The sequence below is a fragment of the Acidobacteriota bacterium genome (assembly GCA_016716715.1).
In the GTDB taxonomy this organism is placed as follows: domain Bacteria; phylum Acidobacteriota; class Thermoanaerobaculia; order UBA5066; family UBA5066; genus Fen-183.
On the sequence record JADJVE010000001.1, the window covers coordinates 296,930 to 310,054 of the forward strand.

The following is a 13,125-nucleotide window of genomic DNA, read 5'->3' on the forward strand; positions in this document are numbered from 1 at the left end:
CAAGGCCGGTGCCGGGGCCGGGCGGCTGACACAAACACGTCCCCGCTCGCTCCGCTCTTTCTTTCTAAGAAATCCTCTCCGAAACAGAGCGAACTAGGCGAATCCTCGCGAGGCGTTCTTCACGGCGGCGCCGTCGCGCCCGAGGTACCCGGCGGGGTGTTCGTACTCGTCGGCGACCTCGGCGTTCGCGAGAATCCGGCGGGCACGCACCGTGTCGAGCTCCTTCTCCCAGCGCGACACCACGATGGCGCCGACGCCGTTTCCGATGAGGTTCGTGATGGCGCGGGCCTCGGACATGAACCGGTCGACCCCGAGGAGCAGCGTGAGCCCCGCGACGGGGATGTTGCCGACGGCCGAGAGCGTCGCCGCGAGCGTGATGAACCCTCCGCCGGTCACCGCGGCCGCGCCCTTCGAGGTGAGGAGCAGGACGGCGAGGATCTGGAGCTCCTGGGCGAACGTCACGTGCGTGTTCGTGGCCTGGGCGATGAAGAGCGTCGCGAGCGTCAGGTAGATCGACGTGCCGTCGAGGTTGAAGGAGTAGCCCATCGGGACGACGAGGCCGACGACCGGCTTGCTGCACCCGAGCCGCTCCATCTTCCGCATGAGGAGCGGGAGAGCGGACTCGGAGGACGACGTCCCGAGCACGATGAAGATCTCCTCCTTGATGTAGCGCACGAACCTCAGGATCCCGAGGCCGCAGAGCCGAAGCACGAGGCCGAGCATGAGCAAGACGAACAGGAGGCTCGTCGCGTAGAACGTCCCCATGAGCTTGCCGAGCGAGAGCAGCGTTCCGATGCCGTACTTGCCGACCGTGAACGCCATGGCGCCGAACGCGCCGATCGGCGCGACGCGCATGACGATCCCGACGATCCGGAACAGGACCTTCGAGAGGTCGTCGACGACCTTCAGGATGAACGTGCCCTTCTCCCTCAGCGCCGCGAGCGCGACGCCGAAGAGCATCGAGAAGAGAAGCACCTGGAGGATGTCGCCCTTCGCGAACGCGTCCGCGACGTCCTTCGGGATCACGTTCATGAGGAAGTCGACCGTCGAGAGGTGCTGCCCCGAGCTCGTGTAGGCCGCGATCGAGGAGGCGTCCAGCGAGGCCACGTTCACGTTCATCCCGGCGCCCGGCTTGAAGACGTTCCCGACGACCAGACCGATCGCGAGCGCGATCGTCGTGAGAATCTCGAAGTAGACGAGCCCCTTGAGGCCGACGCGCCCGACCTTCTTGAGGTCGCCCATCTTCGCGATGCCCGTCACGACCGTGGTGAAGACGATCGGTGCGATGAGCATCTTGACGAGCTTGATGAACGCGTCGCCCAGCGGCTTCAGCGAGGCGCCGAGAGCGGGCTTGAAGTGTCCGAGAAGCGCGCCAAGGAGGACGGCGATGAGGACCTGCGCATACAGGCTGCGGGTAAGTCGTCTCATCGCGCCTTTCTCAAGGTAGTGCCGCGCCTGGCGGGCGGCAAGGCGCGAAGCGTCAGGGAACGTGGGCTTCTTGCATCATGGCGTGCGCCCGCGCGAGCGCGCGGCGCTTCTCGTAAGCGGCGCGGGCGACGGCCACGTCCTCGAGGAACCAGCCGAGCTCCGAGAGAAGCAGCGCCTGCGGCCCGTCGACGAGCGCCTTGGCCGGGTGCGGGTGGAAGTCCACGAGCACCATGTTCGCGCCGGCCGCGACGGCTTGCGCCGTGACGTGCATGAGGTCGGGAATTCCGTCCGGCGCTTTCTCGCGGCTGCCGACGGAGTGCGAGGGGTCGACACAGACGGGGAGGCGCGTGAGCCGCTTGATGACGGGCACGTGCGCGAAGTCGACGAGGTTGCGATGCGGGTCGCCCAGGTTCGTCTTGACTCCGCGCAGGCCGAAGACGATCTGCGAGTTGCCCTCGGAGGCGAGGTACTCGGCGGCGTTCAGAGACTCGTTGAGCGTGATCCCGAATCCGCGCTTCACGAGGACGGGGAAGACCGTCTGCCGGCCCACCGTCTTCAGCAGCTCGAAGTTCTGGATGTTGCGCGTCCCGATCTGGAGCATGACCCCGGTGGGGCGGCCCGTCTTCTCGAGGCACTCGGCGATCTCGTCGATGTGGCTCTCGTGCGTGATCTCCATCGCGATGACGCGGATGCCGTGCTTGCCCGCCTTCTCGAAAACCCACGGGAGGCAGCTCTTCCCGTGGCCCTGGAAGGCGTACGGGTTCGTGCGCGGCTTGTACGCGCCCATGCGTGTCGTGGTCTGGCCGAAAGACGCGAGCGCGGCGAACATCGCGTCGGCGTTCTCCGGCGTGTCGACGGCGCAGAGCCCGGCGAAGACGTGCAGGTTGTCCTGCGAGAACTCGACGCCGTTGTACGTGAAGCCGCTCGCGCGCCGGTCGTCCTTGTGGCGGCCGATGACGCGGTATTCCTGCGACACGCGCACGACGCGCTCGACGCCCGGAAGCACGGCGACGTCCTCGACGGCGAGGCGATGCGTGTCGCCGATGAGGTAGACCTCGGTGACGGTCTTTTCGGCGCCGCGGACCTTGTGGACCTTGATCTCGATGCCGGGCAGGCGGCCGAGCGCGTCCATGAGCTCCTTCTCGGCTGCGGCGTTCTTCGCGGTGGCTTCGTCGACGAGGACGATCACGGGGCGGCCTCCGGGAGGCGGTCGACCCGCCCCTTCTTCGTGGTGCGGGCGGGGTACGAGCCGAGAACCTTCAGGTACGGGCACTCGGCGGAGAGCGCGGCGACCGCGCGCGAGGCGGCGTCCTCGCCGGCGGCGCCCTCGAAGTCCACGTAGAAGAGGTACTCCCACGGGTGGCGCGGCACGGGCCGCGACTCGAGCTTCGTGAGGTTCAGGCCGTGCGCGTCGAGGACGTTCAGGCAGTGCGCGAGCGCGCCGTGGCGGTGCGGGGTCGAAAAGACGAGCGAGGTCTTCGCGGGGATGCGCGGGTCGAGCGCGATCGGGATCGCGGACACGACGACGAACCGCGTCCAGTTCTCCTCCTGGTCCGCGAGGTCGCGCGCGAGGACGACGAGGCCGTGGAGGGCGCCCGCCTCTTCCGAGGCGATCGCGGCGAGCGCGGGGTCGCCGGACTCCTTGACGAAACGCGCGGCCTCGGCCGTGTCGACGTAAGGCACGGCCGTCGCGCCCGCGATCTGCGCGAGGAAGCGCCCGCACTGCGCGAGCGCCTGCGGGTGCGAGGCGACGCGCCGGATTTTCTCGAGCGCCGCGCCCGGCAGCGCGAGGAGGCAGTGCCGCACCTCGAGGATCTCCTCGCCGACGATCTTCAGCTCCGTGTGGCGGATGAGGTCGTACGTCTCGTTGATCGAGCCGGCGGTCGTGTTCTCGATCGGGAGGAACGCGTAGCCGGCGTCGCCCCGCTCGGCCGCGGCGAGCGCGGCCGCGAACGTCGGGAAGCCCGCGAAGTCCGTCGCGGCGGACCCGAAGTACTTGCGCGCGGCGATGTGGCTGTACGCGCCCTCGGCTCCCTGGAACGCGACGCGGTGCGCGTTCCCGAGGGAGCGTTCGGCCGCCTTGCGGTCGAGGAGCGCCTCCTCCTGCGCCTTGACGGACATCGCGATGACTTCGCGGAAGATCTCCGTCGCGCGGAACGCGTCGAGGCCCAGCTCCTTCGCCTGCGCCTCGACCTTCGCGAGGAGCGCGCTTTCGCGCGCGTGGTCGCGCAGGAACGGGACGCCCCTGCTCTTGAGACGCCCGACCTCCGCGACGAACTTCAGGCGGAGCGCCAGCGTTTCGAGCAGCTGCCGGTCCGTCTCGTCGATTCGTCGTCTCAGGTCGTCGAGCGTGTCCATGTTGGAACCCTCGATGTTACGGGATCGGCGCCGGTAGGGCCTGTGGGCCGCGCCGATCTGCTATTCTCCGCGGTCCGATCGAGTGCGGTGGGAGTAGCTCAGTCGGTAGAGCGTCGGATTGTGGTTCCGAATGTCGCGGGTTCGAGCCCCGTCTTCCACCCCAGTTTTTCCCGCCTCGGATGCGCCCGTAGCTCAGCTGGATAGAGCGTCAGACTCCGGATCTGAAGGCCAGGCGTTCGAATCGCCTCGGGCGCACCATTGACACTCGGGAGGTCGCGGATGACAGACAACATTCTCCACGAACGCGGACGCGCGATCGAGGCCCAGTGGGCCCGGCAGCGGGACGAAGAGCTCATCAAGAAGCTGCGCGAACGCGCGAAGCTCGAAGAGGTCTCGCGGGCCCTCGCGCGGAAGCTGCGCGTGGACGATCCCGCGTTGCGGCAGCGCCTCATCGATCTCGGCGTCACGCACGACACGGGGCCGGCCCTGTTTCTGGCCCCGCTCGTCCAGATCGCGTGGGCCGACGGCGACGTGACAGAGCGCGAGCGGGAGACCATCCTGGGCATGGCGGCCGCCCGCGGGTCCGGGCCGGGCTCGCCCGCCCACACCCAGGTCGTCGAATGGCTGAAGAAGCAGCCGGCGACGGCGCTCTACGACTCGGCGGTCGAGGTCATCAAGGTCGGAATCTCCGTCCTTCCCCCCGAGGAGCGAGAGCAGCGCGTCGACGCGTACGCCGACTCCTTCCGCCGGGTGGCGGAAGCGTCGGGAGGGGGGCTCGGCCGCGTGCTCGGCCTCGCGAGCGCCATCTCGCCCGAGGAAGAGGCGCTCATCGCGAGGATCACGGCGACGCTCCGGGGATGAAGCGGACGGCGGTCATGGCCCCACGACCGCCGAGACAAACGCGCCGTCGCCGCTCCGCTGGTTCGGCTGGCCGCCGTCGTTGATGACCGCGTACGTCACGAACGGGTTGCTGCCGGACGTGCGCGTGACCTTCGCGTAGCCGCTCGTGACGCCCGGGGCGTACGCCCCGAGGATGGCGCCGATCTGGAAGAAGCCCTTCGCGGCCACCGTGGCGTCGGTCTCTCCGGCCTTCTGGCCCGTCGCGCCGTCGTAAAGGTCGATGTGGAACGTGTCCGTCGACCCGTCGGCGGACCCGACGTTCACGAGCGCGAGGTTCGTGCGGTTGTCCGCGTTCTGCTGGAGCCCGTACAGCCACGCGACGGTCGTCGCCTCGGCGCCGTTCGGAACCGCCGAGTAGAAGAGGCCGTAACGCCCGCCGCCGCCCGCCGACGACGTGCGCGCTCCGATCGAGACGCCGCGCAGATCGCCGGAGGCGTCGCGCACGAAGAGCGCGCCGGCAAACGTGGCGCCCGCGCCGCCGGGGACGACGCCGCGCGTCCTCAGGACCTGCACGAAGGACGGGAGAATCTGCTGCTCGTTCGGAAGGAGCGGAAGGTTGAACGTGACCTGCCCGCCCGGCAGGGGCGCGGCGACGTACGTGCAGAGGAGCGTGCGTGAGCTGCCCGAGAAGTTCGTCAGGACGAGCTCGGTCGAAAACGTGCTGGTCTCGACGACGACGGGCAGCGTCGCGCCCCCGATCGCCGCGGCGGGACTCGCGGGGACGGGCTCGACGAACGAGCCGTCGGAGTTCGCCTGGTCGTTGATGACGCCGTAGGCGTAGAAGGGCGCCGTGCCCGCGAGACGCTCGACCTTCACGAAGCCGTTCGAGAAGCTGAGCCCGTTCGACGCGAGGATTCCGGAAATCTGGCTGAACCCGCCGGGAGAGAGCGTGACGTCGGGCAGCACGAGGGAGCCCGGGCTCGCCGGATCTCCCGAGACGACCGTGAGGCGGAGCGTGACGTTGCCGTCCGTCGGGCCGCCCGCGTGCTGGACGGCGACGTTCGAACGGTCCGTCGCGTTCTGCCTGAGGCCGCACAGCCATGCGGGCGAGGACAGGAGGCGGCCGGACGGCAGGCCGGCGTACGCGAGGCCGGCGCGCCCGTCGGCGACGGGCGTCGCGGTGCGCACGGTCGCCGCGGCCGCGGCGGAGGACGAGAGGCCGCCGAACGTCACCTGCAGCGTCCCGCCGCGGTTGCCCGCGTCACCGAGCGGGATTCCGAGGGCGCGCAGGCTCGTGATCGCGTCGGCGTACGTCTTCTGCCGGCCCGCGCCCAGCGTTTCGGTCGCGGTCCCGCTGCTGCCTCCGAACGCGGCCGAGTAGGCGTACGTGATCGTCGCGTCCGTCGTGCCACGGTTCGTGAGGGCGAGCTCCGTCGTGTAGAAGGACCCGTTCGCGCCCGAGGAGGAAAGGGCGATCGGGACGAACAGCGTCGTGGAGGTCACGGCGTCGAGCGCCGCGAGGGCGTCGACCTTCCCGTAGCCCCAGGTCGTGTTCGGGACCGCGCCCGTGAAGGAGTCGGCGCGGGCGGTGCGCTGGAGGATGGACTTCACCGTCGGCGCGTCGAGCGTCGGGTTGGCCTGGAGCATGAGGGCGATGATTCCCGTGACGATCGGCGCCGCCGCGCTCACGGCGCTCGCGCGCCCGTAGAGCCCGCCGCCGTCCTGGATCATGTTGTGGCGCAAGGTCCCCCAGTACGACTTCGGGTTGTAGACCGTGAAGAGGCTGTCGCCCGGAGCCGTCACGTCGACGCCGAGGCGCCCGTCGAACGTCGGTCCGATGCTGCTCCCGGGCCAGATCTCGCCGACGCTGCCGTTGCCCGTGATGTTCCGCGCGATCCCGTCGATGTCGACGTAGCTCGTCCGGACCACGTAGTCGCCGGGGCAGATGTTGTTCCGGGCCGTCGCGCCGTCCCAGATGCTCCCGGGGGCGACGTGGTCGAGAAAGAAGTTCGTCTCCGCCCCGTATTTCCGTGAGGGATTCAGCGTCGCGTCGAACCGGCCCGTCGTGACCGTCGTGGCGCGGAGCGAGACGGTGTAGACGCCGATCGGTCCCGAGATCCGGACCCAGACCTGCCGCTTGCCGTTCTGGGGCGACGTAAAGGTGCGTGAGGAGCCGAGCTGGTAGTAGAGGAACTCCGAGTTCGAGGTCGTCGTGAAGTCCGCGTTCGTCGCGGGCGAGACGTACGGTCCGTAGGTGGCGGTGGGCGTCTGGATCGTGACGTCAAAACGATCGGCGCCGGGGTACCAGAGGTCGAACGTGAGCGTGCCCGTGGCCCCCTTCTGGATCCGGATCGTCTCGGTCGCGCCGGAGCCGACGTTTCCGCCCGCCCGGTTCGCCGCGCCGCCGTCGTCGCCGGGGCCCGAGACGAAGACGAGGCCGGGGATACCCGGCCCGACGGTCGCGTCGATCTTGCGGGCCAGCTCGCTCGTCCCGTCCGTCGGGCCGCCCGACGAGCCGAGGTTCAGGAGCATGACGGCCGGGCAGCCCGAGCTCCTGCGCCTTGGCCTTCACGAAATCGATCGCGAGCGGGAGGCGCGCCGGGTCGTAGAACCCCGCCTCGGCCGCTTCTCCGTCGTGCGCGGGGGCGCCGTCCGACGTCACTTTCACGGAGATGATCGTCGCCTCGGGCGCGACGCCGCGGTACTTCGCGACGTTGCGCCCGTTCCCGGTCGGGATGCCGGAGGTCGTCGTGCCGTGGCCGACGGCGTCGCGGAAGGGGATCGTCGGCCCGCCGGAGAGCGCCGCGTCGATCTGCGCGCGCGTGTAGATCGTGCCCTTGCCGTAGGTGTTGCCGGGCGCGGAGGCGCCTGTGTCGTCCGTCAGGTCGAACACGGCGGCGATTCGCGTCGTCCCGTCGGGGTTCCGGAAGTCGTTGTTCTTCCAGTCGATCCCGCGGTCGAGAAGGGCGACGATCACGCCGCGGCCCGTGAGGCCGTATTTCGCGACGGCGGCGTCGATCTTCGACTCGACGCGGACCTTGTCCATCGCGAACGCGGACCATGAACCGAGACTCAGGAGCAGGGCGGCGGAGAGCGTTTTCCTCACAGAGAACCTCCGGCAGGGGACTTCACGGACAGACGCGAGAAAGGGGCGAGGGCCGGATCATACGGGCCCGAGGCCCGCAGGGGAGGGGTCAGCCGAAGTTGCTGGCCACCATGATGCAGGACTCGTAGACGGTCTTGAAGGGAGCGGCGGCGGCGATGGCGAGCGCCTCTTCGTCGTAGCTCCCGTCCTGCAGCCAGACCGCGGGCAGGCCGAGGCGGGCGGCCTCCGCGAGGACCCCTCGCGTGACGGCCGGCGGCGTGACGACGTTCACGAGGTGCACGGGCCCCGGGACCGACGCGAGGTCCGGAAACGCGGGGAGGCCCGCGATCTCCTTCTCCCTCGGGTTGACCGGAAGGACGGTGTAGCCCTTCGCGGCGAGGTTCCTCACGATGATGTTGCCGTACTTGCGGGGATCGTTGCTCGCGCCCACGACGGCGATGCGCGTCGCGGCCGTCTTCCGGCGCAGGAGCTCGAAAACTTCGGGCGGATGGGGATCGGGACGTGTCACGGAGCCTCCTCGGCCTCCCGATTGTGCCGCAGCTCGCGCGGGCTAGGATGAGAACGATGCCCCGTCCGCCCCGGACCGCTCCCGCCGCCGCCGCGCTTCGCGGGAATCCGTATTCGAGCCTGCTCGCGCGCATGGCGACGCACGAGGGGGAGGTCTTCCCGCTCCACGTCGGCGACACGTGGCGCGAGGCCCCCGCCGGCTGCCGGCCGGAAGAGCTCGGGCCCGGGCTGCCGGGGATCAACCGCTACACGGACATCTGGGGCCTGCCCGAGCTGCGCGACGCGATCGCCGCGCGCGTGTCCGGACAGGCGGGCGCGCCGGTGGCGCGCGCGAACATCCTCGTGACGGGCGGCGCGACGGCGGGCCTCATGGCCGCGGTGGCCGCGCTCGTGGCGCCGGGCGAAGAGGTTCTCCTTCTCGGCCCGCGCTGGCCGCTCATCGAGGGGCACGTCCGGCTCGCGGGCGCGATCCCGGTCGAGGTGCCGCTGTTCCTGGGCGACCTGTCGCCCGAGGCTGCCATTGCCGCCGTCCGCGCGCACGTCACGGAGAGAACGGCCGCGATCTACGTCAACACGCCGAGCAACCCCACGGGCCGCGTCCTCCCTCCCGGGACCGTCGACGCGCTCGCGCGCATCGCGCGCGAGAAGAACCTCTGGCTTCTCGCGGACGAGGTTTACGAGCTTTACGCGTACGCGGGAACGCACCGGCCCGCATACGCGGCGGCGCCCGAGCGCACGATCGCGGCCCACTCGCTCTCGAAGGCGTGGGGCCTCTCCGGGGCGCGCTGCGGCTGGCTCGTCGGGCCGGAGAAGGCGCTCGCCGAGATCGTGAAGATCGGGGCGCACACGATCTACTCGGCGCCGACGGTGTCGCAGCACGCGGCGCTCCGCGTTCTCGCGGGCGGCGGCGACGCGTGGGTCGCCGAGGCTCGCGCCGAGTACGCGGCGACGGGGCGCGAAGCCGCCCGCCGGCTTTCTCTTCCCGCTCCCGAGGGCGGGATGTTCCTGTTCCTCGACGTCGCCGCGGCGCTCGACGGCCGCGGCCTCATGGGGCTTCTCGAAGACGTCGCGAACGAGGGCCTCTTCCTCGCGCCCGGCCCGAGCTTCGGCCCGTACCCGACGCACGTGAGGCTTTGCTACACGGCCGTCCCGCCCGACGCGGCGCTGCGGGGCGTGGACGTCCTCGCGCGGCGGCTCGGCCGCTGAATCGAAGACGAAGAGGGGATTTCTTAGAAGGTGAAGAGGGGAGAAGGTTGGGGAATAGGGCCCGGCGGCCCTACGTTTGCCTCACCATGACGGAAACGCTGACCCTGCCCGTTCTCCCTCTCCGCAACGCCGTCCTCTTCCCGGGCGTGTCGACGCCGATCTCCGCGGGGCGCGGCGGCACGGTGCGTGCGATCGAGGCCGCGCTGCGCGCGGGCGGCGACGCCCTCGTCTTCGCGCTCGCGCAGCGGGCGGACGTCGAGAAGGTGACGCCCGAGGGCCTCTACACGATCGGGACGATCGCGAAGGTGAGCTCGGTCCAGCGCGGCCTCGGCGGGATGCGCCTTCTCCTCGAGGGGCAGCGCCGCGGCATCGCGATGCGCGTGACGGAGAAGAAGGGCGGGATGCTCGAGGCCGTCGTCGTGACGGCGGCCGAGATGGCGCCGCCCGACGCGAAGGACCCGGTCTTTCTCGCGCTCCACAAGGAGGCGCGCGAGCGCGCCGCCGAGCTCGGCGAGAAGCTGGGTCTCCCCGAGGAAGCCGTCGCGCAGTTCCTGGAGCAGGCCGAGGAGCCGGGCCGCCTCGCCGACCTCGTCGCCGGCTACATCGACATCCCGATGGCCGACCGCCAGCAGCTTCTCGAGACGCTGTCCGTCGAGGACCGCCTGCGCCGCGTGCTCGTCGCCGTGCAGCGGCAGATCGGCGTCCTCTCGGCGCAGGAGGACATCCAGTCCAAGGTGAAAGAGCAGATCGGCGACCGCCAGCGCGAGATGCTCCTGCGCGAGCAGCTCCGGGCGATCCAGAAGGAGCTCGGCGAGGGCGAGGGCAAGGACGCCGCGGACCTCGAGGAGCTGAAGAAGAAGCTCGCGGCGCACCCGCTTACCGAGGAGGTGCGCAAGGAGGTCGACCGCGAGCTCGCCCGCCTCGACCGCATCGGCCGCGAGTCGATGGAGTCGCAGGTGATCCGGACGTTCCTCGAGAACGTGGCGGAGCTGCCCTGGGGCGCGCGCAGCGACGACAAGCTCGACGTGAACGAGGCGGCCCGCATCCTCGACGAGGACCACTACGCGCTCGGCGACGTGAAGGACCGGATTCTCGAGTTCCTCGCGGTGCGCCAGATGCGCGCGAAGGCCGAAGGCGCCGAGCCCGCGCCGAAGAAGGACGTCTCGACCGGCAAGGGCCGCATCCTCCTCTTCGTGGGCCCTCCCGGCGTCGGCAAGACGTCGATCGCGAAGTCCATCGCGCGCGCGATGGGCCGCAAGTACGTCCGGATCTCCCTCGGCGGCGCGCGCGACGAGGCCGACATCCGCGGCCACCGGCGCACGTACGTCGGCGCGATGCCTGGGCGCATCGTGCAGGGCCTCAAGCAGGCGGGCACGAAGAATCCGGTCTTCCTTCTCGACGAGATCGACAAGCTGGGCGTGTCTTTTCAGGGCGACCCCGCGAGCGCGCTCCTCGAGGTGCTCGATCCGGCCCAGAACGACTCGTTCACGGACCACTACCTCGGCGTCCCGTTCGACCTTTCGGAAGTCCTCTTCATCGCGACCGCGAACTTCATCCAGAACATCCCGGGCCCGCTCCTCGACCGCCTCGAGGTCGTCGAGTTCTCGGGCTACACGGAGAGGGAGAAGCTCGCGATCGCGCGGCAGTACCTCGTGCCGCGACAGCTCGCCGAAAACGGCCTCGCGGACTCGCAGCTCGCCCTGACGGACGCCGCGATCGCGGAGATCGTCACGAGCTACACGCGCGAGGCGGGCGTGCGGCAGCTCGAGCGCGAGATCGGCAAGCTCGCGCGCAAGGTCGCGCGGAGGATCGCGGCCGGAGAAGTCGCCACCGTGTCCGTCGACGGGGCCGACGTCTTCCCGCTCCTCGGCAAGAAGCGCGTCCATCCCGAAAAGAAGATCGTCACCGACCAGGTGGGCCTCGCGACGGGCATGTACTACACGCCGGCGGGCGGCGACATCATGTTCATCGAGGCGATGCTCATGAAGGGCAAGGGCGAGGTCGTCCTCACCGGCCAGCTCGGCGACGTCATGAAGGAGTCGGCCCGCGCCGCGTGGACGTACGCGCGCTCGCACGCGGCCGAGCTCGGGATCCCCGACGAGGCGTTCGAGCGCGACCTCCACGTCCACGTGCCGGCCGGCGCGATCCCGAAGGACGGACCGTCCGCGGGCATCGCGATGGCGACGTCCATCGTGTCGGCGCTCTCACGGGTGCCGGCGCGCCACGACATCGCGATGACGGGCGAGATCACGCTCTCGGGCCGCGTTCTCCCGATCGGCGGCCTCAAGGAGAAGGTCCTCGGCGCCGTGCGCGCGGGCATTCGCGCGATCGTCCTGCCGAAGGACAATGAGCCCGACCTCGCGGACCTGCCGAAGGAGGTCCGGGACGCGATCGAGGTGCACCCGGTGGACGGGCTCGGCGAGGCGCTCGCCGTCACGCTCCGGGGCGCGAGCTTCCGTGGCGGTCACTTCGTCCTCAGGGACGGCGCCGCGCCAAGTGCGGGGACTCCGGCGCACTGAGGAAGCGCTCGAGAAAGAGGAACGCCGGAAGGGACAGGGCCGCGAGGACGGCCGCGGTTCCGTACGCCGCGGGGAAGCCCGAGCGTCCGATGACCGCGCCGAGCGCGATCGAGCCCGTGCCGATCCCGATGTCGAACGCCGCGAGGATCGCGCCGAACGCCGCGCCCCGGCGCTCCTCGCGCACGTGCCGCGTCACGTGCGCGGCGAAGACCGGGTAGACGTTGCCGAACCCCGCGCCGAAGAGGAACGCCGCGAGCGCGAGGAGCGGCCGGGTCGTCGCGACGGCGAGGAGCGCGAACGCCGCCGCGGTCAGGCCGAGCAGGGGGAACATCACGCGGCGAGGCCCCGCGCGGTCCGCGAACCGCCCGAGAAACGGCCGCAGCACGAGGACCGTGAGCGAGAAGACGGTGAAGAAGAGGCCGCGCGGCGCGAGGCCGTTCTTTTCCGTCCACATCGCGACGAAGCTCGTCACGCCTCCGTAGCCGAAGCTGCAGAGGAAGAGCGCGAGCGAGGGCAGGAGGACGCGCCACTCGACGAGGTCCTTTGTGAAGAACGGCCCGTGCGGCGCCGCGCGCGGCGGGTCCGGCTCCAGGTTCCACGCGATCGCGGCCATGGCGAGGTTCAGGATGCCGACGGACGCGCAGAGCGCCTTCCAGCCGAGCCCGTAGACGGCGAGACCGAGGGCGGGCGCGAACGCGGTCGCGAGGACGGTCGCCATTCCCCAGTAGCCGATTCCCTCGGCGCGCCGCTCGTTCGGGATCAGGCCCGTCATGTACGCGGCCGACGCCGAGAGGAGGCCCGACCAGAAGAGGCCGTGGAAGAACGCGAGGAGGGCGAGAACCTCCCAGCGGGGCGCCAGCGCGTAGGCGAAGGCGAAGAGGGCGATCGCGACGCTGGAGACGATCAGCATCCGGCGCCGCCCGATCCGGTCCGCGAGCGCGCCCGTCAGCGGCGCCGAGAGCGCGGACGCGTACGTCAGGAGGCCGAGGAAGAGGCCGGCGGCCGTCGTCGACCCGCCGAGCTCGAGGATCCGGAACGGCGCGGTCGGGAGGAGCTGGAAGAGCGACAGGAAGACCGTGAACGTGAACCCGCACATCACGAAGAACTTGCGCGTGAAGAGGCGGTCGGCGCTCACGGCCGAAGTCTAGAGGGAGGAACGGC

9 protein-coding genes and 2 tRNA genes are annotated in these 13,125 nt (G+C 70.4%); 5 read left to right on the top strand and 6 right to left on the bottom strand.

The window, feature by feature from the left end:
• Positions 1 to 93 precede the first annotated feature (93 nt).
• Genes IPL89_01315 through pheA form a run of 3 tightly spaced genes read right to left on the bottom strand, consistent with a single transcriptional unit; the run spans position 94 to position 3,786 of the window.
• Complete coding sequence (locus IPL89_01315; protein MBK9061833.1) at positions 94 to 1,428, bottom strand: dicarboxylate/amino acid:cation symporter; 1,335 nt, start codon at positions 1,426 to 1,428, stop codon at positions 94 to 96.
• Between the two features lie 52 nt (positions 1,429 to 1,480).
• Positions 1,481 to 2,617, bottom strand: coding sequence for a 3-deoxy-7-phosphoheptulonate synthase (locus IPL89_01320; protein ID MBK9061834.1), 1,137 nt, complete (start codon positions 2,615 to 2,617; stop codon positions 1,481 to 1,483).
• A complete protein-coding gene (pheA, locus tag IPL89_01325) occupies positions 2,614 to 3,786 on the bottom strand; it encodes a prephenate dehydratase (GenBank protein ID MBK9061835.1) in 1,173 nt (390 codons plus the stop codon). Before pheA ends, IPL89_01320 begins: the two co-directional genes overlap by 4 nt.
• 87 nt (positions 3,787 to 3,873) lie before the next feature.
• Between pheA and IPL89_01330 the strand changes: the two genes are divergently transcribed.
• The 3 genes from IPL89_01330 (at position 3,874) to IPL89_01340 (ending at position 4,647) form a co-directional block, all read left to right on the top strand.
• Positions 3,874 to 3,949 (top strand) — tRNA-His (locus tag IPL89_01330).
• 18 nt (positions 3,950 to 3,967) lie between these two features.
• Positions 3,968 to 4,044, top strand: a tRNA-Arg gene (locus tag IPL89_01335).
• 21 nt (positions 4,045 to 4,065) lie between these two features.
• On the top strand, positions 4,066 to 4,647 hold the full coding sequence (locus IPL89_01340; protein ID MBK9061836.1) for a hypothetical protein: 582 nt from the start codon (positions 4,066 to 4,068) through the stop codon (positions 4,645 to 4,647).
• A 12-nt stretch (positions 4,648 to 4,659) separates the two neighbouring features.
• Here the strand turns inward: IPL89_01340 and IPL89_01345 are convergent, their stop codons facing one another.
• Positions 4,660 to 7,158: a S8 family serine peptidase gene (locus tag IPL89_01345; protein MBK9061837.1), complete on the bottom strand. Its 2,499-nt coding sequence runs from the start codon at positions 7,156 to 7,158 to the stop codon at positions 4,660 to 4,662.
• A gap of 662 nt (positions 7,159 to 7,820) precedes the next feature.
• Positions 7,821 to 8,240 (bottom strand): CoA-binding protein, encoded by a 420-nt coding sequence (locus tag IPL89_01350; GenBank protein MBK9061838.1) that lies wholly within the window; start codon positions 8,238 to 8,240, stop codon positions 7,821 to 7,823.
• A 56-nt stretch (positions 8,241 to 8,296) separates the two neighbouring features.
• Here IPL89_01350 and IPL89_01355 point away from each other — a divergent pair, with 56 nt between their 5' ends.
• On the top strand, positions 8,297 to 9,445 hold the full coding sequence (locus tag IPL89_01355; protein MBK9061839.1) for a pyridoxal phosphate-dependent aminotransferase: 1,149 nt from the start codon (positions 8,297 to 8,299) through the stop codon (positions 9,443 to 9,445).
• 86 nt (positions 9,446 to 9,531) lie between these two features.
• Positions 9,532 to 11,964, top strand: coding sequence for an endopeptidase La (gene lon, locus IPL89_01360; protein ID MBK9061840.1), 2,433 nt, complete (start codon positions 9,532 to 9,534; stop codon positions 11,962 to 11,964).
• On the opposite strand, the gene IPL89_01365 is transcribed toward lon, so the two are convergent.
• A complete protein-coding gene (locus tag IPL89_01365; protein MBK9061841.1) occupies positions 11,921 to 13,099 on the bottom strand; it encodes an MFS transporter in 1,179 nt (392 codons plus the stop codon). The two genes, lon and IPL89_01365, sit on opposite strands and share 44 nt — an antisense overlap.
• Positions 13,100 to 13,125: the final 26 nt, after the last annotated feature.